The sequence below is a fragment of the Aeromonas sp. 604176 genome, from assembly GCF_049170755.1.
GTDB classification, from domain to species: Bacteria; Pseudomonadota; Gammaproteobacteria; order Enterobacterales; family Aeromonadaceae; genus Aeromonas; species Aeromonas veronii_A.
The window spans coordinates 1-23,797 of sequence record NZ_JAAKNE010000007.1 but is presented as its reverse complement, the minus strand read 5'-3'; the positions used below and the strand labels follow the sequence as shown (position 1 = coordinate 23,797).

Sequence of the window (23,797 nt, the reverse complement as noted above, 5' to 3'; positions counted from 1 at the left end):
ATCCACCCCCTGACAAGAAAAAGAGCGACAAATACCTCCCAAAATGCCAGAAACGGGCAAGAGTCCCCCACCCACGACAGAGTGGGGGCTTGATCAATGGATAAACCTGACCGCTTTGGTTATTGCTGGCTGGCGTAGTACTCGGCCAACGCCTGGAGATCGGCATCACTCATGGCAATGATGGCGTTATTCATCTTCTCGTCATTGCTGCGCTTGCCGGCCTTGAACTCTTGCAGGGCCATCAGTATGTAACCTTTTGGCTGACCGGAGAGGATGGAGGCTTCATCGTCGGCAACGGAGCCACCTTCGGAGTGACACTTCTTGCAACCAGACTCTTCATGCAGTTTTTGTCCTGCTTTGGCCAGTGCGGCATCGAACGGCTGCTTCATCGGCTGGTAGGGCAGTTCGGCATAGTAAGCTGCCAATTCGTCGATCTGATCGTCGCTAAGACCCTTAACAATGTCGGTCATGTTTCCCTGTTTGCTGGTGTCACCGGTGACATGATTAACGGTCTTAGCAGGGCGGCCATCTAGGTAGCTTCGCATCTGCTCCGCAAGATTAGATTCTGCTATTCCGGCGATTGTCGGAATATCTGTATGTGAGCTGATCCCCTGATTACCGTGACATGCGTTACATGTTTTGGCCATCTCGTCGACCCCGGCAAAGGCTGGCCCAATTGAACCAATCAACAGAGATAACCCCACCACTTCCCATTTCATGCTTCGCTTCATTTTGCACTCCTCTTGACATAAAAATCGCAAAAGACAGCTTATACCGTTTTTTTATTCGAAAAAGTGGGCTTAGTCCCGCTTTTGAGACTTCTGTCAACGTCGAGAGCCACATAAACCTTATAATTCGGGGGGAAATGGTTTTTGACCAAGGTGGGGCTCAAAAGGCTTCAATGTTGCATGTTTTTGGGACTTTTCTGAGACAGCTCATACATGAAATAAAAAATCCGATAAAAAAGGATAAACAAGATGAAATACTGGAAAGCGCTGGTGGCCGCTGCAATGGTGCTCACCCTCTCGGCCTGCGGTGGCGGGGGGGATGGCAGTGACAAGAGTGAGCCGCCCCCCCCTCCTCCTGGAACCCCTGACTCTCTGACTATCTCGGCCTCGACACCGGTTCTCACCCCGGATGGTCAGCTCTCGGTGCAGTTCAACGTGGCGGACAAACAGGGTTCGGGTTACGACCTGGGCGCTACGATCCCCTCCTTCACCCTCAACAAGGTGATCCCCGGCCGCGATGCCACACGGCAAGACCCGGCCATCTGGAAGAGTTTTATCTACCGTTCCGGCAAAGCCACCAGTGAAAACAGCGGCAAGCTGGAGCCACTGGGCAATGGGCAATATCGCTACACCTTTGCGATCAACCCCACCACAGTTCAGGATCCCTATCCTTCTGATTCACAAAGCAATAATGGTGTAATTAGCTGGGATGAGACGGCGACTCATCGTCTCGGTATCTTTTTTGGTGGCAGCAACAATGTTCCCGTTACCAACTATGTGCTGGACTGGGTGCCGGCAGGGACGCCCGCCGCTTTGACCCGGGATATCGTGGATCAGAGCAGTTGTAACAGTTGTCACATGAAGCAAGCGATCAAACACGCGGATCGCGCTGACCCCAAACTCTGTGTCACCTGTCACAACGAGAGTAATCCGACCATTGCTACCCGCCGTTCTCTGACGACCATAGTGCACAAGTACCATGGCAATCTGGATAGCACGGATACCAAGACGGTCAGCCACTTTCCGCAAGACCCGCGCAACTGCGATACCTGTCATAAGGACGCTACGCCAGCCACCCTCAATGCCGGTAACTGGCAACATGCCCAGGAAAAAGCCTGTGGTGCCTGTCATGCCGATTCAACCAGCTCCACAGGTTTTGATGCTCACATCACCGGCAAGATCAACAGTGGCGCAGTCTGCACCCAGTGCCATGGCGCTGATCCGGCCAGCAGCAAGTCACCTTATATGGTTCACCTGGGTTACATGGCCAACGAGGCGATTGGACGCGACAAGCTGCAGTTCACGTTCGATGACGTTCGCTATGCCGCTCCCAATATCGAGGTCGAACTGACCGTCACCGTCGACGGTACGCCGGCCGAGAGCGTTAATGACGTGCTGAAATATGTCAAAGATGGCAATCCGGCCATTCTGGTCAACTGGGATCAGGGCCAGGGATTCGAGCTGGCCACCACCAATCCGCAGACCTTCGTCTCTGGCAACAAGATCGAGTTCAGCAAGTGTGTCAGCCAGGGCACAGGCCGCTTCCTGTGCAGCAAAGAGACGGGCAACGAGGTCAACGGCACCCTGGCTGCGACCATCGCCGACTTGAGAGTCTGTGTGGCGCGTAAAGCCGATCGCAACGGGGCGTTTGCCGCAGGGGATCTGCTGCCTTGCAGCAGTACTGCCAGCGCACTCTCCCTGATCGCCATCAATCCGGTCAGCGCCTACTTCCGTGCCGAAGGGGGCATCGACAGCAGCTATCTGCTCAAGGCCGGTGCGGATCTCGCTTCCTGCAACAGTTGTCACAAGGATCTGGCAGTCCACATGAGCAATCATGCGGCCAAGGATATGAGCCAGTGCACCAGTTGCCACAACGCGACCCGTACCTCGTTCTATGCGGGGGTGCCGGGGGACCTGAAATATCACGTCCACTCCTTCCACGCGCTTGGCGCCAAACATGGGGGAAGCGCTACCTTCCCGGGCGATATCAGCAACTGCGAGTCCTGTCATACCCAGGGGCAATACAACCTGCCCAACCAGCAGAACGCTCGCCCCTCTCTGGTCGCCACCACGGCTGACAACAAACAGCCTAAATACTTCAGCCCGGTGCTGGTGGTCTGCTCCAGCTGCCACCTCAAATCACCGCTGGGGTTGGTCAAGCCGGATAGCCCGGTGGTAGGGGATGAGTGGGCTACCCACATGAAGAATAACGGCGCCGTCTTTGGTGCAGAGACGATCGAAGCCGCAACCGGTGTTGAACAGTGTGCCTCTTGCCATGCCGTCGGGCAGGAGCAGGGTGTCGACAAGGTTCACAAGGTCTACGACTTCCGTTGATGAAATCCTGCGGTCAGGGGGTAACCCCTGGCCCTTCGCCGTTGAAGGAAACAAGATGAAAAAGACCATCTCGCAGTGGTTATTGGCTGGCATGCTGGCCCTGAGCTGCCTGTCAGCCTGGGCCAAGAGCGATGCCGCGCAACCCGCTGGCGATGCAGATCCGCGACTCCAGATTGAATCGGCTCTGGACAAGAAATTTGACCAGGGAAAATACTCCCCGAAGGGAGCTGATACCTGCCTCAAGTGCCACGATTCAGATTCACGCAAACCCGCGACCGGCATATTCCACAGTGTGCACGGCAATCTGGGCAACCAGAATGGCCCCATGGCCGACCGGCAGTGTGAAGCTTGTCATGGTCCGGCAGGCAACCACACGCGCAATCCTCGCAAAGGAGAGAAACGGGAGCCGATGATCACCTTTGGTCCCGATTCACCTGTGCCGGTCGAGAAGCAGAACAGTGTCTGTCTCTCCTGTCATACCGATACCAACCGGATGGGCTGGCATGCCAGTGTTCATGCGGTCGAGGATCTCTCCTGTACCAGCTGCCACACATTGCACCAGGCCAAGGATCCGGTGATGGACAGCAAGAAACAGGTCGAGACCTGCACCAGCTGCCATGCCGCAGAGAAATCGGATCTGCACAAGCGCACCAGTCATCCCATCCTGAATGGCGAAATGCCCTGCTCCAGCTGCCACAACCCGCATCAGTCACAAAATGAGGCCAGCCTGAAACAGCCAACCGTCAACGAGAGCTGTTACGAGTGCCATGCCGAGAAGCGGGGCCCCTTCCTGTGGGAGCACGAACCGGTGACCGAGGATTGCTCTCTATGCCACAGCCCCCACGGTTCCATCAATCAGGCGCTGCTCAACAAGCGCGTGCCCCAGCTGTGTCAGGAGTGTCACAGTGCCCCCCATGCCAACGTGTCCATCCCCGAGGGGGATCTCAAGGTGCGCGGCGGCAGTTGCCTGAACTGTCATAACCAGATCCACGGGACTAACCATCCGAATGGGCAGTCCCTGCGACGTTGAGGAGAGAAGTCATGAAACATTCAACACTTTGGCTCTCCTTGCTGACCATCTTCTCGGCCCATGCCACCGAGGAGCCGCTGGCTGTCGAGGATTACTCCCTGCAATCGGCCAGGGAGGCCAAAACCGCGCGCTGGCGCTGCGCATCATGCGAAAGCGAGAGTGGCTGGTTTGGTGAGGTGGGGCTGGGGACAGGCTACATCAACGATGATGGCGCGACCCGTTTTCGCAACTGGGTGCCCGCCGCCAACGATACCGGCATGCTGGGGATCTTTAACGCTGACCTGCAGTATCGGGGAGAGGGATCCCGTTACGGCGCACTCGAGGTCAGGGATCTTGGAATGCGCCGTTTCAGCATGTCACTGGAGCAAGGGTTCTATGATGGCGCGCGCGCCAAAATTGGCTACTCCGAAACCCCCTTTTACTGGAACAGCCATGGCAAGAGTGTCTATCGCTCTGACGATGCGCCGATGGCGGCTGGTGCGCTGGCCGAATTTGACAAGGAGGTGGTCCGCAAGAAGCTGACCATGGGGCTTGCCTATACCCCCAAGAGCCCATGGCGCCCTTATGCCGATTTCTCTTATGAGAAAAAAGAGGCAACGCTGGCCACTTATCAGTCCAGCATCCCGGGGATAGGCAGTACGCCGGGCTTTGTACCCAAGCTGGTCGATGGCAGCACCACCACCCTGGTCAAGAGTGGCATCAGCTACCTGGGTGAAGGCTGGCTGGTTGATCTGGCCTACAACGGCTCACTCTATCGCAACGAGGAGACCGCATTCTATTTCGGTTCGGCCAGCGACCCCTATGCCAATGAGCGGGCTTACGAACCCGACAACAGCTTCCATCAGGTCAGTTTGTCCGGCCAGTACAACTGGAACCGGCAGAGTCTGAGCGGTCGCATTCTCAGCAGTCGAGCAACGTCGGATGGCAATCTAGCCGCCTTCCGGCAGGTGCCGATCACCCAGAGCGATTTCCATGGCGAGATCGATACCATCCAGACCAATGCCAAATGGGTGGGGCGTTTTGGCCGGGATTTGACTCTGCGTGCCGGGGGCGAATACCGGGATCGGCAGGACAACTCGGACAAGCAGGTTGTTATTGGCAAACAACGGCAGCCGGGGGATCGTTCTCACAGTAAAGCCAATCTGGAAGCGGATTACCGCCTTAGTCGATCGGTCAAGGTAACCGGGGGTTACCAGTATCGTGCCGATGAACGGGAGTACGCGGATCGTCGCAAGACGGATGAGCAGACATTGTTCCTCAAGAGTCGCTATCGCCCGGTGGGTGATCTGCAACTGGGGGGGAAACTCTCCTGGAGCACCCGGGATGGCTCTGAGTGGAAGAATAACAATACCAATGTCAGCCCGACCTTGCGTCAGTTCTATCTGGCCAATCGTGACAGGTTCGAGCTGCGTGGCGATCTGCAGTATGCCTTCAGCGAGCAGTTAAGCTCCTCGCTGGAAGGGTGGTGGGCACGGGCAAACTATCCGGAGCCTGACATCGGACTCAGTGAAGGGGAGGACTATGGTATCGATCTGACCCTTAACCAGCAGTTTGATGAGAATCTCAGTGGCCATCTATTCAGCAATGTACAGTGGATCACCTCAAGCCAGAACCATGCTTACACCGGTGCCCCGGACTGGGATCCCTATTCGACCCGGGTTCGTGACCAAATCACTACTCTGGGAGTGGGTCTAAGCCAGAAGAAGGCGTTTGATTTGGCGCTGGAACTGGGGGTGGATTACAGCTTCTCCTATGGCCGTGGCCAGACAGATGCCAGCAAGGGTTATGACTACCCCGACCTGACCAGCAAGCAACACCGTCTGGAAGGCTATGCCCTCTATCAGCTCGACGAGAAGCAGTCACTGCGCTGGGATATGCGCTACGAGTTCTACCACGATGTGGACTACCTCTACACCGGTGAGGAGTACAGCATGGGTCATGTTAACCAGAACTATAACGGTTACTTCACCGCTATCTCCTGGCTCTACAAGTTCTAACGCCGCAAGTGCCACAAGGGGAGCCTGGCTCCCCTTTTTCATGCCCGGCACAGACACCCGAATGCGGATAGCAATTGATGCCTGGATGCCGCGAGGCATGTTGCTATCTAATTGATTTTCTATATTTCAGATCTTCCCAGCAGCTGGGTTGCATGGCGGCACTGCGACGTTAGGCCGCTGATCTTGTGTGGCGCCGAACGGGCCGATCGGGTGATGGTGGGCGACAAGTGGCGGGTGTGAATGGCGCCGTCGTGGGGCTCGATATCGAACAGCTTATCGCCCTTCACAAGGTGGCTGCTGCTGTGCTGGTACGTGGCCAGGTGAGAGCAAATGGTAAAAAGCGAAGGGGCCTGCAGCGGGCCCCTTGTTGTTGGCGCTTTTCGCTGCGCCGCTATTTGGCGGCGGGGGCAGGGAAGTATTTGCTGTGCAGCAGCGGGTATTCACTACTCGCCAGCACCTGGGTCAAGCCGGTCTGGAACTCTTTGACCAGTTCGTCGCTTACCGGATGGCTGAAGGCGAAGCAGAACTGCTCCGAGCTAAGTACCCACTGCTCCTTGAAGCGGGCGGGGTCGAGTTTTTGCTCCACGATCAGCTGTTCCATGGTGGTTTTGTTGGTGGAGACCAGATCGATCCGACCTGAGGTGAGCATCTTCAGCGCTTGTGCCAGCCGATTGGCTGCCATCAGCTTGGTCTCGTCAAAGCCGTTGTTGAGTAGCAACTGTTCTCCCACATCAGCCCGTACCGCCCCGATATTGAATGCTTTGGCATCATCGAGCTTGGTGATGGTGATATTGCGCTCGGCCAACCCTACCAGCACGATTTCGGCGTAACCAATGGGACAGGCCCATTTGAACAGAGGATCCCGCGCCTGGGTGCGGGCGGTGGAGAAGAGTACCGCATTGGGCTTTTGGGTCAGCAGGTAGTAACCGCGCGCCCAAGGCATGATGGTGATGGGCTGCGCTGGGGTATTGGTCTTTTTCCATACCAGTTGCAGCAGTTCGACCGCGAGGCCGGTGGGGGCGCCACTTGCATCGGCGTAGTTGTAGGGTTTGTACTCTTCGGTAATGTAGTGAAGCTTGGCCAGCTCGGGGCTGGCGTTGGCAAAGGAGGTAACAAGCAGTGTGGCCAACCCGATCCATGGTTTCATTTCTCTATCCTGCTCAAGGGAATACCTATGCTCAATTGTGACCAAGCCGGATGATTTCGCCAAGGCGGGTTTGCAGTTTGGCAAAAAGTGCAGGAGGCCGCCGGCATGTTGTGCTGTGTTGCGAGGGTCAGAGAGACTGGCGCAGTGGCAGGTATTTGGCTTGCAGTTGCGAAAATTGAGGGGAGGCCCGGGCACGATCCAGAGCTTGTTGAAAGCGGCTTATATCCCTGTCTGGCACCTGACGGCTAAAGGCATAGCAGAGTGGCTTGCTGTCGAGCACAAAGGCCACATTGAAGTCATTCAGATCCATGTTGAGGTCCTTGAGGGTTTGATAGCCGACCAGCTTGTTGGTAGCAAAGAGATGGGTACGGCCCGAGGCGAGCATTTTGGCCGCCTGGCTGAGACGGTTTGCCTCGACAAGGTTGCTTTCATCCAGACCCCGCTCCTGCAACAGCTGACTCGATACGGTCGAGCGCACCACCGCAATCTTGTATTGTTTCATTTGTTCGGCAGAGACAAGGGTCAGCTTGTCAGCTGCGCGGCCAAGAAGCACAAAGTCCGAGTTGTCGATGGGGCAGGCCCACTTGAAAAGCGCTTCCCGTTCGGGTGTCCGTGCGGTGGCAAACAGCACCACATTGTGCTTGCTGCTTAGTTCTTTGTAGCCGCGGGCCCACGGCAGAATGCGTATTGGTTGGGGGGAAAGGTCACTATATTGCCAGATCATCTGCAGCAGTTCGACGGCAAGGCCGGTGGGCTGACCCTCTGCGTCACTGAAGTTAAAAGGCGGGGAGATTTCGGTGCAGTATTCGAGCTTGTCCAGATCTGCACGGGCAAAGCTGGCCCACAGAAGGAGTAGGATGTGGGAGAGATGCCATTTCCGCATGGAAGAGATCCTTCACTATATCGACAATGCCAAACAGTGTGACGGCTCGAGTTCGCAATAGCCAGCTCCTTGAGGGCAACCATAGTGCGACTGAGGGACCATCCCAGCCGCAGCCGAGAGTCAGCGCACCGGCAGGTATTTGGCCTGCAATTTGCGAAACTCCTCCGAGGCGAGGGCGCGGGTCAGGCCCTGCTGAAAGAGGGTGATCTCGCTGTCAGGCACCTGACGGCTGAAGGCGTAGCAGAGCTGCTCGGCGCTCAGCACCATGGCCACGTTGAAGTCGTCGCTGCTCAGCTTCAGTTCGCGGATGGCGTCATATCCCGCCAGCTTGCTGGTGGCGAGCAGGTCGGCGCGGCCGGAGAGCAGCATCTTCAACCCCTGCGACAGGCGGTTGGCCGGGATGATGTTGTTGTCATCCATGCCGTTGTTGAGCAGCAGCTGTTCGGCTGCATCCGAGCGCACCGCGCTGATCTTGTATTGGCTCATCTGATCGAAGGCGGTCAGGGTGATGTTCCGCGCTTTGCGGCCCAGCAGTATGTATTCCGAGTAGCCGATGGGGCAGACCCACTTGAAGAGATCCTCCCGCGCCTGGGTGCGGGCGGTGGAGAAGAGCACCACGTTGGGCTTCTGGGTTAGCAAGTAATAACCTCGCGCCCAGGGCAGGATGCGCACCGGCTGGGGTGTCACGCCGCTGTGTTGCCAGACCATCTGCAGCAGATCGACCGCAAGGCCGGTGGGCTGGCCTTGCGGATCGCTGAAGTTGTAGGGGGGGTACTCTTCGGTGAGGTACTCGAGCTTGCCCAGATCAGCCCGGGCCGTCGAGGCCCAGCAGAGCAGCAACAGATGACAGATCAGCCATATCCTCATTGGGAACATCCTTAGCGATCAACCTTCCCTTGAGTGTGACCATGAACAGAGTAAATAGCCACTCACGGCCGTTACCAGCGGGCGCGGATCTGCCCGATGGGCTGGTAGGCCTCGTCCCTCAGCCCCACCAGCAGGGTCTTGCCATCCGCTTGCAGACGGAACTCGCCGTAGCGGGCCGCTTCGTACTGCTCCCCCGTGCCCTCTTCAAAGAAGTAGGCATCGGGGCCGATCTGCCACTGCCGCTCGCTCTGGTGCACCTGCAATAGCCGCTCATCGCTGGCGAGCCGATCCGGTTTGCCATCAGCCACCAGAGTGGCTACCTGATGGGCATCGAGGCGGATCACCAGGGTGTCGCTGCCCTTGTTTTGAGTAGTTTGGGCGTCGCGGCTGGTCAGCTCGCGGGCAATTTCATAGTTGAGCCGCATGTAATCCCCCTGCATCAGAGAGCGGGGATCGACCGGAGCGAGCCGCAGCAGCACCACTTCGCCGCTGCTCATGGCGTGCTCATAGCGCCAGACGGTGGCATTGATGCCTGCCAGGATGGCGAGGCCGCTCAGCAACAGGGCGAGCTGTCGGGTGACGGGTTTCATGAGTCGCTCCTTGCCGCGAAGGTGGTGAGCAGCTGGCGGGCACCCAGCAGCAGGATGCCGGAGCCCAGCAGCAGCCAGGATTTGGTCATCAGGGTGAGCCCAAGATCGTAGTAATAGAGCGAGCCATAGCCGAGCAGCAGCAGGGCCGAGAGGGTCATCAGCCCCAGACTGCCGGCATAAAACCCGAGGATCAGCACCAGTGCGCCTGCCCCCATGCCGGGGATGATGGCACTGATCAGCACCAGCGGCAGGCCAAACAGCAGGGGGAGCCTCAGTTTCACCATCACCGCCAGCAGCAGGGCGGCGCAGATCAGCGGATTGAGCCAGAGCGGCAGGCGAGACAGCCCCAGTTCGTCCAGCACGCTGCTGCCGCCATCCCACAACGGGTGGTGCAGACGACCCAGCACCAGCAGGGAGAGGGCCAGCCCCAGCGTGATGGAGTGGTAGAGCTGGTGGCGCTCTGGATCCCTATCTGCCCGCAGCCAGCAGAAGGTGATGGCCGCCATCACCAGCGGCAGGGCCAGCAGTTGCAGCCCGAGGCAGGCAAGGCCAAGGGTGAGCAGCAGGGCCGCCGCCACGCTGTGAAACAGCCGCACCAGCCAGTGATCGAACAGCACGGCGATGGCAAGGGAGAGCAGGCACAACCCAAACCAGAGCTGGGCGTGATGAAGGTCCAGCTGATCGAGCAGACCATAGAGCAGCCAGGCATCGGCCGCCAGGGTGAGGGCCAGCACGAACTGATCCCAGAGATCGCCGCGCTGGCTGCGATTGAGGGCGTAGGCCCCCGCCAACAGCACGGCCCCGAGCAGCAGAGCACTGTTGGCCTCGCGGGTCAGCTGCTCGAAGGTGAGAAACAGGAAAAAGAGCAGGAACAGGGCGGCAATCCAGCCCACCAGCCCGAGCAGAAAGCGGCTCGACCAGTGGGGCTGGGTATCACGGGGCTGATCCCCTTCCACCAGATTGGCCTGTTGCAGTGCTTGCCAAAGGGTCAGATCACTCATGAGACCTCCGTTGTTGTTGCAGCCAGCGGGCGGCGGTGACAGAAAGGCCGATGGCAATCAGGCTCAGCAGCAAAAAACCGTTGATGTCGGGCTCCATCCACTTGCCCAGCGCCGCGAGGATGACGGCAATCAGACTGAGGCACCCCATGGCGAGTCCGGCGATAAATCTGTGATGCCACAGGGCATAGGCCGCGGCGAGCCAGCCAAGCCAGAGCGGCCACACCAGCGGGGAGGCGGCATCAAACAGCGCCAGCAGGGTGAGCAGGGTAGCCCCCAGACCTGCGGCCAGGCCCGCCAGCCAGCTTGGCAGCAGGCGCCAGCGGTTTGGCGCCAGCAGAAGCAGACCCCAGAGGGCGGCGTTGAGCAGGGTAAGGCACCAGCCCAATCCCTCTTCATCGAAGGTAAAGAAGAGCGTGAACAGGCCGAGCCGCCAGTAGAGCACCAGCGCCAGCTGGCCGAGCAGCCAGCTTAAGGTCCAGAGCAGGGGGCTTTGGCCAAATGCCGCCAGCGGCACCAGCATCAGCGCCCAGGTGGCGAACAGCTGCCAGGGATCGGCGCCGGTCTGGTAGGTCTGACCCACCAGCGCCAGCAGGGCGCCGATATTGAGGGCGATGGCGAGCAGCAGTGCCTGACGGGGGGTCTTCCCAAGGGGCTTGCGCCACAGCAGAAGCAGCATGGCGAGCAGCGGCGCCTCCAGCAGGGCAAGGCGGGAGACCCGGCCCAGCTCTTGCCAGTTGAAGGCGACGAAGAAGATGAGGCCAGCCCCGATGCAGAGGGCACCGAGCCAGAGCAGCAGCCGGTCAAACAGCCACTGCCAGCGCGCCGGATGGGGGGGAAGATCGGCGAGGGTCAGGGCGTCTACCAGCTTCTCTGGCGCCAGCCGTCCCTGTTTGACCCATTCGAGAAGCGTCTCTCTTGATACGTTGTGCATGGGGGGACTCCACGAGGTTTGCCCCATTATGGCATGAGGCACCCGCAACCGTGCACTGCCCCTTGGCTCTACGGCTGGTGGTTGCGACAGCGGATTACGCAATAGACACAGCAGTAAACAAAAAGCCCTCCGAGGTGGAGGGCTTGGTCAGCGGAAAAGGCGATCAGGCAAAGATCAGAGTGCTCACCCCGAGGCCGACGAAGAGGATGGCGCAGGCGATGCGGATCCCCTTGAGCGGCAGCTTGTCTGCCCCCAGCTTGCCGATCAGCACCACAGGCACGTTGGCCAGCATCATGCCGAGGGTGGTACCGGTAATGACCTGCACCAGCGAGTCATACTTGGCGGCCAGCAGCACGGTGGCGATCTGGGTCTTGTCGCCAATCTCGGCGATAAAGAAGAGCACGAAGGTGGCCATAAAGGGGCCGTATTTATCCAGCGAGCTCTCCTCGTCATCCATCTTGTCCGGCACCAAAATCCAGATAGCCATGGCGATAAAGGCGATGGCGACCAGCCAGGTCATTATCTTGGGATCGAGCCAGCGACTGATGAACTCGCCAATCCAGGCAGCGCCCGCATGGTTGAGCAAGGTAGCCGCCAGCATGCCGGCGATGATGGGCCAGGGCTTGCGAAAACGGCAGATGAGCAGCAAAGCCAACAGCTGGGTTTTATCGCCGATTTCGGCAATAGCGACGCTGAGGGTTGAGGTTAACAAGGCTTCCATAAAAATGACCGGGGGACGGAATTGTTATAAACCAAAGACAAGCCTGCGCCATCCGTCCCCGGTATTGGCACTGGCCCGTCAAAGGTCTTGTCAAATCCATGGCTGGCATGGATCACCCTGACCATGGTGATTTGGCACCAAGTATGTTGATCAGGGTCGCAAACCGGTATTCATGCAATGGATGGCACCGGCGTGCGAGACTACTCCCCCTCGATGGGAGCGGGCATTCTAGGGAAAAACCGCATGAGTGACAAGGGGATCAGCCACCCACCAGCTTGACGCTGAAACCGGCTTTCTCCAGCTCGGTTTTGATCAGGTCCCGTTTATCCCCCTGGATCTCGATCACTCCCTCCTTGATACCGCCTCCGGTGCCGCACTTTTTCTTGAGCAGGGTGGCCAGGGATTTTTGCTGATCGGCGGGTACGCCATGAATGGTGATCACCCCGGCGCCCTTGCGCCCTTTGGTCTCGCGGCGAATGCGCACGGTGCCGTCAGTGGGGAAGGGGGAGGCGGATTGGGGAGCGCTCTGCTCCTTGATCATGCCGCCATCTGTGCTGTAAACGAGGCGGCTGTTGTTGTCGTGATTCATGGCATTACTTTATGGGTTAGCTAAGCGGAGTTTGATTTTACTCAAATAAAAGTTGAAGACACAGCTTATAATGCCCCAAGTAAAAGAGAATTATTATTGTTTAACTTCAGGAGTCAGTCATGCTACTCACGCAGTTGTCACCGGGACAGAGTGCTCGCATCAAGAATATGAATCAGCTCGCCCGGCCGCTGCGCCGCAAACTGATGGTGATGGGCCTGTTGCCCCAGACTGAAGTCATTTATCTGCGCTCCGCCCCCCTGGGGGACCCGCTCCAGATCCAGTGCCAGGGGATCTGTCTCTCCATGCAAAAGAGTCTGGCCCAGCAAATAGAAGTCGAGCCGGTATAACCCCCTGTTCGGCTACCGCTTCGGTCAAGAAAGTCACCGGGAGCGGTTCAGAGACAAGAAGTCGAACCTGCAAAGCAGCTTGCCACTCGCACGCGGCGGGTTCAGAAGAAAATAGAGGTAGAGCTGGTATGAATTATTCCCTGGTAACGGTAGGTAACCCCAATAGCGGTAAGACCTCCCTGTTCAACGCCCTGACCGGCGCCCGCCAGCAGGTAGGCAACTGGAGTGGCGTCACCGTCGACAAGAAGATGGGTGAGTTCAGCGCGGGTGAGCATCACTTCAAGCTGATGGATCTGCCCGGCATCTATAGCCTGGCGGGTCAGGATGGCAGTCTGGACGAGCAGATCGCCAGCCGCTTTGCCCAGGGCCAACAACCCGACCTGCTGCTCAACGTCATCGACGCCGCCAATCTGGAGCGCTCCCTCTACCTCACGCTGCAACTGCGCGAACTGGGCCTGCCCATGGTGGTGGTGCTCAACAAGCTGGATATCCTGCAAAAGCGCCGCATCGTCATCGACGATAGCAAGCTCGGCAAATCCCTCGGTTGCCCTGTAGTGGCCCTCTCTGCCCACAACAGCAAGCAGGTTGCCGCCTTCAAGCAGCAGATCCGGCAGTTTATCGGTCAGCCGCAAGCAGCCTTGCAACTCGATTACGGCCAAGAGCTTGAAACCGATCTGGCGGAGCTGGAGACCCTGCTCGCCCCGCATCACCTCACTACCCGTGGCCGCGCCCTGCGCCTGCTGGAAGAGGATGCGGTGATGCAGGAGACTCTGCTGCCCGGTCAGCAGGCGGCCGCCGCCAATGTGGTAGCTCGCGCTCATCAAGGGCAGGATATCGACCTGCAACTGGCAGATATCCGCTACGGACATATCCACCAGTGGGTACAACAGGCTCGCCAGCAGAAGGGCAAGCTCACCGAGGCCCAGAGTGAGTGGCTGGATCGGGTGCTGCTCAATCGCTGGATTGGCATCCCCTTCTTCCTGTTTGTCATGTACCTGATGTTCATGTTCGCCATCAAGGTGGGCAGCGCCTTTATCGACTTCTTCGACATCATGGGCGGCGCCCTGTTTGTCGATGGGGTGCACCACCTGCTGGGGCTGATCAATGCCCCCGAATGGTTGGGCGCCATTCTGGCTGACGGCTTCGGGGTTGGTTTGCAGACCGTGGCCACCTTTATTCCTGTGATTGGTTGCCTCTATCTGTTCCTCGCGGTACTGGAGAGCTCCGGCTATCTGGCCCGCGCCGCCTTCGTGGTAGATGCCCTGATGCGCCGCCTCGGCCTGCCGGGCAAGGCGTTCGTGCCGATGCTGATGGGCTTTGGCTGTACCGTCCCCTCGGTGATGGCGACCCGTACCCTCAACTCCGAGCGGGAGCGGCTGATGACCTCGGCCATGGCCCCCTTTATGTCGTGCGGTGCCCGTCTGCCGGTTTACGCCCTGTTTGCGGTGGCTTTCTTCCCCGAGTCTGGCCAGAACCTGGTGTTCGGTCTCTACCTCATCGGCATTCTGGTGGCGGTGCTCACCGGCCTGTTGCTGCGCAGCACCCTGCTGCCGGGCAAGAGCGACTCCATGCTGATGGAGATGCCGGACTACGAGTGGCCGCGTCCGGTCAACGTTGCCATCAAGACCTGGCAGAAGCTCAAATCCTTCGTCTTTGGCGCAGGTAAAACCATCGTACTGGTGGTTGCCGTGCTGAGCGTGCTTAACTCCCTGGGTACCGATGGCAGCTTTGGCCATCAGGAGCAGGAGAGCTCGGTACTGAGCAAGATCAGCCAGGCGGTGACCCCGGTGCTGCACCCCATCGGTGTGCGCGATGACAACTGGCAGGCCACGGTCGGTATCGTCACCGGTATCTTCGCCAAAGAGGCGGTGGTCGGTACCCTCAACAGCCTCTACGCCGGTGGTGGCGCGGATGAAGAGGAGGCGAGCGAGTTCTCGCTGGTGGCCAGTTTCCACGAGGCGATCGATGCCGTGGCGGCCAATCTGGCGGAGATCAACCCGAGCGACCCTATGGGGCTTGATGTTGGCAACCTCGACGACCAGAAAGCTGCCGCCGAGGCGCAGGAAGTGGATGTCTCCACCTACGGCAACATGCAGACCCACTTCGACGGGGCGGCTGGTGCCTTTGCCTACCTCTTGTTCGTGCTGCTCTACATGCCTTGCGCCGCCGCCATGGGCGCGCTGGTGCGGGAAACCGGTCGTCAGTGGGCGCTGATGACGGCGGTATGGTGCAACTATATGGCCTTTATGTGCGCGACCCTCTTCTATCAGGTCGCGACCTTTGCCGCTCATCCGGAGCAGAGCCTGTTCTGGATCGTCAGCTACGGCCTCTCTCTGGTGTTGCTCTGGTGGGCCGGTCGCCGTCATGGTGACATCGTTGCCCGCAAGGTGGTGACCTTATGATCCTGCGCGAGCTGGGGGATTACCTCGCCGCGCAGCAGAAGGTGAGCCGGCGTGATCTGGCTCGCCACTTCCACACCTCGGAAGATGCGGTGGAGGCCATGCTTGGCTTCTGGATGCGCAAGGGGCGGGTCATCAAGCGCGAGAGTCGGGTCTGTGGTGGCAGTTGCTGCGGCAAGAGCGAGGAGGTGATGTTCGAGTGGTGTGACGCGGGCCAGATTGGGTTCAAGATCCGCTAAACGACCACCAAACCTCATCACCAAACATCGAACAATAAAAAACGGCAGATCCTGCACAAGGGTCTGCCGTTTTTATTGCTGAAAACAGGCGGGATCAGGCGCTATGGCGGGCCTCGCTCAGCAGTGCCAGCGCCGGTTGGGCGTTGTCCGGCATCAACCGGTAGGCCTTGTGATGTTTGACCAGGGTGGTCTTCTTGTTGCCCTGGCTCAGCAGCAGGCCGTGCTTGAAGGCCGCCTCGGCCAGCACCTTCTCGTCACCGCGCACATAGAGGGTGAGGGGTTTGACAAGCTCACCGTCCTCGATATGGCCTGTATATTCGCTGTGGCTTACCACCAGACTCGCCTGACCGCCAGATTGCAGGCGCAGCTTGGCATTCACCTCGCTCTCGGTCAGCACCAGCCAGCCTGCCGCCGTCAGATCCTCCAGCAGGGCCGCCAGCTTGGCCCCCAGTTGTTGCGGGTTGGTCATGGCGCACTGGTATTGGAAGGCGATGCGCGCAAGCAATCCCTTGAGATCGGCACCCGCGCCCAGAGTGCGGCCAAGCTGCACCCAAGCTTTCAAATCTTCCATCACCAGACGGGAGAAGCGCTTCTCCTTGAGGGAGTCGGCCATCCAGGTGCAGAGAGAGTGGCTCTCTTGGGCCGGAGTGCGCTTGCCCGCCTTTTGTTCGGCGGTGCGGGCCAGTTCGGCCAGGCTCTGGGTGGCCATCTCGAGCAGGGCCTGATTGTAGGTAGGAGAGGTCATAAGCAATCCTTGAGTTGACCACCAGGGGCCAACACCGATGACAGAGATGGCAAAGGCGCCAGTGGCGCCTTTGCGGTTCAATAGAGCAACTGCCCGCCTTATTTCGGCTGGCGGGGCTTCTTGGCAGCGGCCAGACGCTTGAGGCGCTGACCCTGCAGCTTGGCTTCGGCCATCACCTGGGCCACGGCGTTATCTTCACGCTGCGGGCGCTTGCCAAAGCGACGACGCTCTTGCAGCTGTTTGATCAGCTCGTCACGGCTGCTCACCTCATAGCCTGGCACCATGATGCGACGGATCTTCTGGCCGATCAGGGCCTCGATCTCCAGCAGGGTACGCTCCTCTTCACGGCTGACGAAGGAGATGGCCATGCCGCGCTTGCCGGCACGACCGGTACGGCCGATACGGTGGACGTAATCTTCCGCCAGGAACGGCAGATCGTAGTTGACCACGTATTCCAGATCCGGAATGTCCAGACCACGGGCGGCCACTTCGGTGGCCACCAGTACCCGTACCTTGCCTTCCATGAATTCGCGCAGGGCGCGGCGACGGTTGCCCTGGGCCTTCTCGCCATGGACCACGGCGGACTTGATGCCGTCGAGGTTCAGCTCCTCGACCAGCACATCACAGCTCTCGCGGGTACTGGCGAACACCAGCACCTGCTGCCAGTTCTGCTTGCCAATCAGCTCTGAGAGCAGCTCGCGCTTGCGCTTCTGCTCGACCGGATAGACGGTGTGGCTGACGGTGTCGGCGGTGGAGTTCTGCTTGTTGACGCTGACGATCTGCGGTCTGTCCAGCATCAGGTTGGCCAGCTTCTTCACCGCGTCGGAGAAGGTGGCGGAGAAGAGCAGGTTTTGACGGGTCTTATTGACCGCTTGCAGGATCTTCTGCACATCGGCACTGAAGCCCATGTCGAGGATGCGATCCGCTTCATCCATCACCAGACACTCGACGCCGGAGAGGCTGAGGTTGCAGGCGGTGAGGTGCTCCAGCAGACGGCCCGGGGTGGCCACAATGATGTGAGCGCCCGCTTTGAGCTTCTTGGCCTGCACGTCCTGCTTGCCACCGCCGACAATGGTGATGGTGGTGATATCGAGATACTTGGCGAAGTCATTGATGTTGCTCGCCACCTGAGCCGCCAGCTCGCGGGTCGGGGTCAGGATCAGCACACGGGCGTTGGAAGGCTGGACCGGCGCCGGATTGTCTACCAGACGTTGCAAAATGGGCAGGGCGAAGGCGGCGGTCTTGCCGGTACCGGTCTGGGCGCTGGCCAGCACATCGCGGCCACGGCGAATGGCCGGGATCGCCTGTTGCTGCACAGGGGTCATCTCCTGATAACCGCAATCTGAGACAGCACGCAAAATCTCGGGGGCAAAATCGAACGATTCAAATCTCATAATGGGTTCCTGTGTTCCAGCTGGGCTGTGTTTGGCTTGGTTAGCTCGGCATGAGCGAGACGGAGGTTGTAACCACCGACGGCTGCGCCTGACATCAAGTCAGAGAGTGAGCCGGAAAATGGCGGGCGCGAAGTGTAACAGATAGACGTCACAAATTCTGCCTCAAATGGTTGTCCTTTTCTCATCCTTTGTGGTGTGAATGGCGGTTGAAAGCAATCATTTGACTCCCAAATGCCAAGCTTAGATGCGTGGCTAATGGTTTTGGGCAAGGACGAAAGGGATATCGATGGAACTGGAACAGTTAAAACGCCAGCTGGAGCAGCTTGGCGAGCGCAATGACAGCATGCAGCAGGCTCGACACCGCAAGCTGCTCAATATCACCCGCGACACGGGGGAGTTGCTGTCAGTGCTGGTGCAGACCCGTGGGGCACAGGCGGTGCTGGAGATCGGTACTTCAAATGGTTACTCCACGCTTTGGCTGGCAGAAGCGGTGCGTCGGTTGGAGGGGCACGTGACCACCATTGAGCTGGATGAGGACAAGCGCGTGTTGGCCCATGACAACTTTCAGAGGTCAGGGTTGGCCCCTTGGGTAACCTTGCTGGCAGGGGATGCGAGTGAGCTGTTACCGACCTTGCCGCAAGGCGGCTATCAGCTCATCTTCCTCGATTCGGAGCGTCAGCACTACCGGGCATGGTGGCCGCAGATCCGCCGCCTGCTGGCACCCCGTGGCCTGCTGGTGGTTGATAACGCCATCTCCCATCGCAGCGAGATGGTGGAGTGGATGAACGAGGTCGGGCAGGATCCGGCCTTTGCCACCTCGCTGGTGCCGGTCGGCAAGGGGGAGTGGCTGGTGGTGCGTTTGTAGGAGGTGGATAGCTGCAAAAAATCAGCCCCGCATTGGCGAGGCTGATTGTGAAAGTGCATCAGGGTCTTGGTCGGTCGGATCAGACCGCCAGATAGTCCATGATCCCTTCGGCCGCTTTGCGCCCTTCGTAGATGGCGGTCACCACCAGATCGGATCCGCGTACCGCGTCGCCACCGGCAAACACCTTGGGATTGCTGGTCTGGAAGGCGTATTCCGCCTGCTCGCGGGCCTTGATGCGATCCCGGTTGTCGAGCTCGATGCCGAACTCCGCCATCCAGGGTTGGGGGTTGGGTTGGAAGCCAAACGCCATCACCACCGCATCGGCGGCCAACACCTGCTCTGAGCCCTCGATGACCACCGGATTGCGGCGGCCATTGGCATCGGGTTCACCCAGCTCGGTGCTCACTACTTTGATGCCGACGGTGCGACCACTGGCATCCAGCTCGACCGCTACCGGTTGCAGGTTGAACATGAACTCAACCCCCTCCTCGCGGGCGTTTTTCACCTCCCGCTTGGAGCCCGGCATGTTCTCCTCGTCGCGGCGATAGGCACAGATCACCTTGGCGGCGCCCTGACGGATAGCGGTACGCACGCAGTCCATGGCGGTATCACCACCGCCCAGCACCACCACCTGCTTGCCAGCGAAGTCGATGTAGTCGGCTTGTGCCTTCTCGAAGCCCAGCAACCGGTTGGCGTTGGCGATGAGGTAGGGCAGGGCGTCATAGACTCCCGGCGCCTCTTCGTTGGCAAAGCCGCCCTTCATGTACTTGTAGGTGCCGACCCCGAGGAAGACCGCATCGAACTCGCCGAGCAGGTCGGCGAAGGTGATGTCCTTGCCCACTTCGGTCTCGAGACGAAACTCCACGCCCATCCCCTGGAAGATCTCGCGGCGACGCTGCATCACCTCTTTTTCCAGCTTGAAGGAGGGGATACCGAAAGTGAGCAGGCCGCCGATCTCCGGATACTTGTCAAACACTACCGGGGTGACGCCATTGCGTGCCAGCACATCGGCACAGGCAAGACCCGCAGGGCCCGCGCCAATAACGGCGACCCGCTTGCCGGTCTTGACCACGTTCGAGAGATCGGGCTTCCAGCCCATCTCGAACGCCTTGTCGGTGATGTATTTTTCGATGTTGCCGATGGTGACGGCACCGAAGCGATCGTTGAGAGTGCAGGAGCCCTCGCAAAGGCGATCCTGCGGGCAGACCCGACCGCACACTTCCGGCAGGCTGTTGGTCTGGTGGGAGAGCTCCACCGCCTCCAGAATGCGCCCCTCTTTGGCCAGTTTCAGCCAGTTGGGGATGTAGTTGTGGACCGGACACTTCCACTCGCAGTAGGGGTTGCCGCACTCGAGGCAGCGATCCGCCTGCATCTGTACCTGCGGCTGATTGAAGGACTCGTAGATCTCCACAAACTGGATTTTGCGGATCTTGAGTGGCTTCTTGGGCGGGTCGACCCGCTGGACATCGATAAACTGAAATACGTTCTGGCTCATAGGGTTCCCTCCTTATTGCGCCTGGATTCTGAGTTCTGCACTGGAACGGCTGGTGTGACCCAGCAGCGATTTCACGTCGCTGGACTTGGGTTTGATCAGCCTGAACTTGGGCACATAGGAGTCGAAGTTGGCCAGGATCTCCTCGGCGCGCGAGCTGCCGGTCTCATTGAGGTGCGCCGTGATGATGCCGCGCAGGTGCTCCTGATGGATGGCGAGATCCGCCACGTCCAGCAGTTCTACCAGCTCGGGGTTGGTGCGCTTGGCGAAGTTGCCGCACTCGTCGAGCACGTAGGCAAAGCCGCCGGTCATGCCCGCCGCGAAGTTGACGCCGGTCTGACCGAGCACGGTGACGATGCCGCCGGTCATGTATTCACAACCGTTGTCGCCAATTCCCTCGACCACCGCCAGGGCGCCGGAGTTGCGCACCGCGAAACGCTCGCCGGCAGTGCCCGCGGCGTAGAGTTTGCCGCCGGTGGCGCCGTAGAGGCAGGTGTTGCCGATGATGGCCGCTTCATGGGATTTGAACGCCACGCCGACGTGGGGCTTGATCACCAGCTTGCCGCCGGTCATCCCCTTGCCCACATAGTCGTTGGCGTCACCGGTGAGGATCATCTCAAGGCCACCTGCGTTCCAGACGCCGAAGCTCTGGCCTGCGGTGCCGTTGAAGTGCACCTTGACCGGATCCGCCGCCATTCCCTGATTGCCGTGACGTTTGACGATCTCGCCCGAGAGGCGCGCCCCCACCGAGCGGTCGGTGTTGCGAATGTCGTAGCGGAACTCGCCACCGCTTGAGGTTTCCACCGCTTCCAGCAGATCTTCCACCATCTTGAGGTTGAGCGGCCCCTTGTCGAAGGTGGGGTTGTGCTGCTGGCTGAACAGGCTGGAGCCTGCCGGCGCAACCGGACGGGCCAGAATGCCAGAGAGATCCAGCTTGGCCTGACGAGCGGTGAGGCCGGGCAGGGCTTCCAGCAGATCGGTGCGGCCAATCAGGTCGGTCAGCTGGGTGACGCCGAGCTGGGCCATCAGCTCGCGGGTCTCTTCGGCGATGAACTTGAAGTAGTTCATCACCATCTCCGGCAGGCCGGTGAAGTGCTCGCGACGCAGCTTCTCATCCTGAGTGGCAACGCCGGTGGCGCAGTTGTTCAGGTGGCAAATACGCAGGTATTTGCAACCGAGCGCCACCATGGGGCCGGTGCCAAAACCGAAGCTCTCGGCGCCGAGGATGGCCGCCTTGATGATGTCGAGACCGGTCTTGAGACCGCCATCCACCTGCAGCCGCACCTTGTGGCGCAGACCGTTGGCGACCAGCGCCTGCTGGGTCTCGGCCAGACCCAGTTCCCACGGGGAGCCGGCATATTTGACCGAGGTGAGGGGGCTCGCGCCAGTGCCGCCGTCATAACCGGAGATGGTGATGAAGTCGGCATAGGCCTTGGCCACGCCGCAGGCGATGGTGCCCACGCCGGGCTCGGAGACCAGTTTCACCGACACCAGACAGCTCGGGTTGATCTGCTTGATGTCGAAGATGAGCTGGGCCAGATCCTCGATGGAATAGATGTCGTGGTGCGGCGGCGGCGAGATCAGGGTTACGCCGGGCACGGAATAACGCAGCTGGGCGATCTGGGCCGTCACCTTGTCACCGGGCAGCTGGCCCCCTTCGCCGGGCTTGGCGCCCTGCGCCACCTTGATCTGCACTACATCGGCGTTCATCAGGTAGTGGGGGGTGACGCCAAAGCGGCCGGAAGCCACCTGCTTGATGCGGGAGTTCTTCTCGGTACCGAAACGCTTGGGATCTTCGCCCCCTTCGCCGGAGTTGCTCTGACCGCCGAGGCGGTTCATGGCGACAGCCAGCGCCTCGTGGGCCTCTGGGCCGAGGGCACCGATGGACATGGCGGCGGAGTCGAAGCGGGGGAACAGCTTGTCGGCTGGTTCAACCTGATCCAGCGCGACCGGATTGTCGACCTTCTTCAGGGCAAGCAGATCGCGCAGGGTGGCAACCGGGCGCTCGTTCACCAGACGGGCGTACTCCTTGTAATCGGCATAGTTGCCGGAGCGCACCGCGGTTTGCAGGGTCTGCACCACATCCGGGTTGTAGGTGTGGTACTCGCCGCCGTGGACAAACTTGAGCAGGCCGCCATGGGGGAGGGGCTTGCGCACCAGCCAGGCCTGACGGGCCAGATTGTGCTGATCCTGCTGGATGTCGGCAAAATCGGCACCCTGAATACGGCTGGAAACGCCGCGGAAGCAGGTATCGACCACCGACTTGGCCAGACCCACTGCCTCAAACAGCTGGGAGCAGCGGTAGCTGGCGACCGTGCTGATGCCCATCTTGGACATCACCTTGTAGAGCCCCTTATTGATGCCGTTGCGGTAGTTGACCATGGCCTGGCGCAGGGACATGGTGAGCACGCCCTCTTCAACCTGTTTGGCCAGGGTTTCGTAGGCCAGATAGGGGTAGATGGCGGTCGCGCCAAAGCCCAGCAGCACCGAGAAGTGGTGCGGGTCACGGCAGCTTGCGGTCTCCACCAGAATGTTGGCGTCGCAGCGCAGGTTGTTGTCCACCAGGGTGCGCTGTACCGCGCCCACCGCCATGGCGGCCGGGATCGGCAGGGTATCGGCGCTGATATCGCGATCCGACAGCACCAGCAGTACGGTGCCACTCCTGGCGGCGGTTTTGGCCTCATCGCAGATGCGCACGATGGCCGCTTCCAGCCCCTCTTCTGGCTTGAAGTTGAGGCTGATCACCTGATGACGGTAGTACTCACCTTCCAGTGCCAGCAGCTGGTGGAAGTCGGAGTAGAGCAGGATCGGCGACTGGAACAGCACCCGGTGGGCGTGGCCGAAGGTCTCGTTGAAGACGTTCTGCTCGCGACCGATACAGGTGGCGAGAGACATGACGTGGTTTTCCCGCAGCGGGTCGATGGGCGGGTTGGTCACCTGGGCAAACATCTGGCGGAAGTAGTCATAGAGGGTACGCGGGCCGGAGGAGAGCACCGCCATCGGGGTGTCATCCCCCATGGAGCCCACCGCTTCCTGACCGTTTTCACCGAGCACCCGGATGATCTGATCCAGCTCCTCGAAGGAGTAGCCAAACAACTTCTGATAGGTTTTCAGCTGGTCATCGGAGAACTCGCGGCTACCGGTCTGGCTGTCGTCCATCTGCTCGAAGGGGACCAGTCGGCGGCAATGTTTATCCATCCACTGCTTGTAGGTGTGACGGTTCTTGAGGTCGTCATCGATCTCGAAGCTGGTCCACACCTTGCCGTTGCTGGTATCCACCACGAACAGCTCGCCCGGGCCGACCCGGCCCTTCTCCAGCACTTCGTCCGGGGTGTAGTCCCAGGTGCCGACCTCGGAGGCGAGGGTGATGAACTTGTCCTTGGTGATGACGTAGCGGGCCGGACGCAGACCGTTGCGATCTAGTGCGCAGGTGGCGTAGCGACCGTCGGTCATGACGATACCGGCCGGGCCGTCCCACGGCTCCATGTGCATGGAGTT

The 23,797-nt window shown here is 59.8% G+C and carries 20 protein-coding genes; 7 read left to right on the top strand and 13 right to left on the bottom strand.

Annotated elements, in window-relative coordinates:
* Positions 1–119 precede the first annotated feature (119 nt).
* Positions 120–731 (bottom strand): periplasmic diheme shuttle PdsA, encoded by a 612-nt coding sequence (gene pdsA / locus G5358_RS02290; RefSeq protein WP_216953317.1) that lies wholly within the window; start codon positions 729–731, stop codon positions 120–122.
* Between the two features lie 246 nt (positions 732–977).
* Here pdsA and G5358_RS02285 point away from each other — a divergent pair, with 246 nt between their 5' ends.
* The 3 genes from G5358_RS02285 to G5358_RS02275 are packed head-to-tail and all read left to right on the top strand — an operon-like array spanning position 978 to position 6,089.
* A complete protein-coding gene (locus G5358_RS02285; protein WP_337072734.1) occupies positions 978–3,062 on the top strand; it encodes an OmcA/MtrC family decaheme c-type cytochrome in 2,085 nt (694 codons plus the stop codon).
* A 55-nt stretch (positions 3,063–3,117) separates the two neighbouring features.
* Complete coding sequence (locus G5358_RS02280) at positions 3,118–4,092, top strand: DmsE family decaheme c-type cytochrome (protein ID WP_337072733.1); 975 nt, start codon at positions 3,118–3,120, stop codon at positions 4,090–4,092.
* Between the two features lie 11 nt (positions 4,093–4,103).
* Positions 4,104–6,089 carry an MtrB/PioB family decaheme-associated outer membrane protein gene (locus tag G5358_RS02275; RefSeq protein ID WP_421323519.1) on the top strand — a complete coding sequence of 662 codons (1,986 nt, stop codon included), beginning with the start codon at positions 4,104–4,106 and terminating at the stop codon, positions 6,087–6,089.
* 391 nt (positions 6,090–6,480) lie between these two features.
* Here G5358_RS02275 and G5358_RS02270 read toward each other — a convergent pair whose 3' ends face one another.
* The 8 genes from G5358_RS02270 to G5358_RS02235 form a co-directional block, all read right to left on the bottom strand.
* Positions 6,481–7,236, bottom strand: a complete 756-nt coding sequence (locus G5358_RS02270) for a substrate-binding periplasmic protein (protein ID WP_216953321.1) — start codon at positions 7,234–7,236, stop codon at positions 6,481–6,483.
* Between the two features lie 127 nt (positions 7,237–7,363).
* Positions 7,364–8,119, bottom strand: coding sequence for a substrate-binding periplasmic protein (locus G5358_RS02265; protein ID WP_216953322.1), 756 nt, complete (start codon positions 8,117–8,119; stop codon positions 7,364–7,366).
* A 120-nt stretch (positions 8,120–8,239) separates the two neighbouring features.
* Positions 8,240–8,986, bottom strand: coding sequence for a substrate-binding periplasmic protein (locus G5358_RS02260; protein WP_421323518.1), 747 nt, complete (start codon positions 8,984–8,986; stop codon positions 8,240–8,242).
* A gap of 71 nt (positions 8,987–9,057) precedes the next feature.
* A complete protein-coding gene (locus G5358_RS02255; RefSeq protein WP_042056215.1) occupies positions 9,058–9,576 on the bottom strand; it encodes a GDYXXLXY domain-containing protein in 519 nt (172 codons plus the stop codon).
* The gene (locus G5358_RS02250) at positions 9,573–10,577 is read right to left on the bottom strand and encodes a DUF4401 domain-containing protein (protein ID WP_042056213.1); all 1,005 of its coding nucleotides are present in this window, start codon (positions 10,575–10,577) and stop codon (positions 9,573–9,575) included. Before G5358_RS02250 ends, G5358_RS02255 begins: the two co-directional genes overlap by 4 nt.
* Positions 10,570–11,508 carry a DUF2157 domain-containing protein gene (locus tag G5358_RS02245; protein ID WP_421323517.1) on the bottom strand — a complete coding sequence of 313 codons (939 nt, stop codon included), beginning with the start codon at positions 11,506–11,508 and terminating at the stop codon, positions 10,570–10,572. Before G5358_RS02245 ends, G5358_RS02250 begins: the two co-directional genes overlap by 8 nt.
* Before the next feature lie 163 nt (positions 11,509–11,671).
* Positions 11,672–12,229, bottom strand: coding sequence for a TMEM165/GDT1 family protein (locus G5358_RS02240; RefSeq protein ID WP_005337386.1), 558 nt, complete (start codon positions 12,227–12,229; stop codon positions 11,672–11,674).
* A gap of 259 nt (positions 12,230–12,488) precedes the next feature.
* A complete protein-coding gene (locus tag G5358_RS02235) occupies positions 12,489–12,818 on the bottom strand; it encodes a translation initiation factor (protein ID WP_139428489.1) in 330 nt (109 codons plus the stop codon).
* Between the two features lie 119 nt (positions 12,819–12,937).
* On the opposite strand from G5358_RS02235, the gene G5358_RS02230 reads away from it, so the two are divergent.
* From G5358_RS02230 to G5358_RS02220, 3 genes are all read left to right on the top strand, one after another.
* Positions 12,938–13,165: a FeoA family protein gene (locus G5358_RS02230; protein ID WP_421323516.1), complete on the top strand. Its 228-nt coding sequence runs from the start codon at positions 12,938–12,940 to the stop codon at positions 13,163–13,165.
* Positions 13,166–13,293: 128 nt separating this feature from the next.
* Positions 13,294–15,567 (top strand): Fe(2+) transporter permease subunit FeoB, encoded by a 2,274-nt coding sequence (gene feoB / locus G5358_RS02225; RefSeq protein ID WP_421323515.1) that lies wholly within the window; start codon positions 13,294–13,296, stop codon positions 15,565–15,567.
* Positions 15,564–15,803, top strand: coding sequence for a FeoC-like transcriptional regulator (locus G5358_RS02220; RefSeq protein WP_421323514.1), 240 nt, complete (start codon positions 15,564–15,566; stop codon positions 15,801–15,803). Before feoB ends, G5358_RS02220 begins: the two co-directional genes overlap by 4 nt.
* A gap of 94 nt (positions 15,804–15,897) precedes the next feature.
* Here G5358_RS02220 and G5358_RS02215 read toward each other — a convergent pair whose 3' ends face one another.
* The gene (locus G5358_RS02215; RefSeq protein ID WP_421323513.1) at positions 15,898–16,548 is read right to left on the bottom strand and encodes a DUF2913 family protein; all 651 of its coding nucleotides are present in this window, start codon (positions 16,546–16,548) and stop codon (positions 15,898–15,900) included.
* Between the two features lie 98 nt (positions 16,549–16,646).
* A complete protein-coding gene (locus G5358_RS02210; RefSeq protein ID WP_005337380.1) occupies positions 16,647–17,942 on the bottom strand; it encodes a DEAD/DEAH box helicase in 1,296 nt (431 codons plus the stop codon).
* A 286-nt stretch (positions 17,943–18,228) separates the two neighbouring features.
* On the opposite strand from G5358_RS02210, the gene G5358_RS02205 reads away from it, so the two are divergent.
* Entirely contained in the window at positions 18,229–18,807 is a 579-nt protein-coding gene (locus tag G5358_RS02205; RefSeq protein ID WP_421323512.1) for an O-methyltransferase, read from the top strand.
* Between the two features lie 79 nt (positions 18,808–18,886).
* On the opposite strand, the gene G5358_RS02200 is transcribed toward G5358_RS02205, so the two are convergent.
* Together G5358_RS02200 and gltB are read right to left on the bottom strand one after the other, a co-directional pair.
* Positions 18,887–20,302 (bottom strand): FAD-dependent oxidoreductase, encoded by a 1,416-nt coding sequence (locus tag G5358_RS02200; protein ID WP_005346752.1) that lies wholly within the window; start codon positions 20,300–20,302, stop codon positions 18,887–18,889.
* Positions 20,303–20,314: 12 nt separating this feature from the next.
* The coding region (gene gltB / locus G5358_RS02195; RefSeq protein ID WP_421323511.1) for a glutamate synthase large subunit at positions 20,315–23,797 on the bottom strand (3,483 nt) is incomplete at its 5' end.

Excerpts from the sequence above, each read along its gene's own strand:
- pdsA (WP_216953317.1), bottom strand. The coding sequence starts at position 731 with ATGAAGCGAAGCATGAAATGGGAAGTGGTGGGGTTATCTCTGTTGATT.
- G5358_RS02285 (WP_337072734.1), top strand. The coding sequence starts at position 978 with ATGAAATACTGGAAAGCGCTGGTGGCCGCTGCAATGGTGCTCACCCTC.
- G5358_RS02280 (WP_337072733.1), top strand. The coding sequence starts at position 3,118 with ATGAAAAAGACCATCTCGCAGTGGTTATTGGCTGGCATGCTGGCCCTG.
- G5358_RS02275 (WP_421323519.1), top strand. The coding sequence starts at position 4,104 with ATGAAACATTCAACACTTTGGCTCTCCTTGCTGACCATCTTCTCGGCC.
- G5358_RS02270 (WP_216953321.1), bottom strand. The coding sequence starts at position 7,236 with ATGAAACCATGGATCGGGTTGGCCACACTGCTTGTTACCTCCTTTGCC.
- G5358_RS02265 (WP_216953322.1), bottom strand. The coding sequence starts at position 8,119 with ATGCGGAAATGGCATCTCTCCCACATCCTACTCCTTCTGTGGGCCAGC.
- G5358_RS02260 (WP_421323518.1), bottom strand. The coding sequence starts at position 8,986 with ATGAGGATATGGCTGATCTGTCATCTGTTGCTGCTCTGCTGGGCCTCG.
- G5358_RS02255 (WP_042056215.1), bottom strand. The coding sequence starts at position 9,576 with ATGAAACCCGTCACCCGACAGCTCGCCCTGTTGCTGAGCGGCCTCGCC.
- G5358_RS02250 (WP_042056213.1), bottom strand. The coding sequence starts at position 10,577 with ATGAGTGATCTGACCCTTTGGCAAGCACTGCAACAGGCCAATCTGGTG.
- G5358_RS02245 (WP_421323517.1), bottom strand. The coding sequence starts at position 11,508 with ATGCACAACGTATCAAGAGAGACGCTTCTCGAATGGGTCAAACAGGGA.
- G5358_RS02240 (WP_005337386.1), bottom strand. The coding sequence starts at position 12,229 with ATGGAAGCCTTGTTAACCTCAACCCTCAGCGTCGCTATTGCCGAAATC.
- G5358_RS02235 (WP_139428489.1), bottom strand. The coding sequence starts at position 12,818 with ATGAATCACGACAACAACAGCCGCCTCGTTTACAGCACAGATGGCGGC.
- G5358_RS02230 (WP_421323516.1), top strand. The coding sequence starts at position 12,938 with ATGCTACTCACGCAGTTGTCACCGGGACAGAGTGCTCGCATCAAGAAT.
- feoB (WP_421323515.1), top strand. The coding sequence starts at position 13,294 with ATGAATTATTCCCTGGTAACGGTAGGTAACCCCAATAGCGGTAAGACC.
- G5358_RS02220 (WP_421323514.1), top strand. The coding sequence starts at position 15,564 with ATGATCCTGCGCGAGCTGGGGGATTACCTCGCCGCGCAGCAGAAGGTG.
- G5358_RS02215 (WP_421323513.1), bottom strand. The coding sequence starts at position 16,548 with ATGACCTCTCCTACCTACAATCAGGCCCTGCTCGAGATGGCCACCCAG.
- G5358_RS02210 (WP_005337380.1), bottom strand. The coding sequence starts at position 17,942 with ATGAGATTTGAATCGTTCGATTTTGCCCCCGAGATTTTGCGTGCTGTC.
- G5358_RS02205 (WP_421323512.1), top strand. The coding sequence starts at position 18,229 with ATGGAACTGGAACAGTTAAAACGCCAGCTGGAGCAGCTTGGCGAGCGC.
- G5358_RS02200 (WP_005346752.1), bottom strand. The coding sequence starts at position 20,302 with ATGAGCCAGAACGTATTTCAGTTTATCGATGTCCAGCGGGTCGACCCG.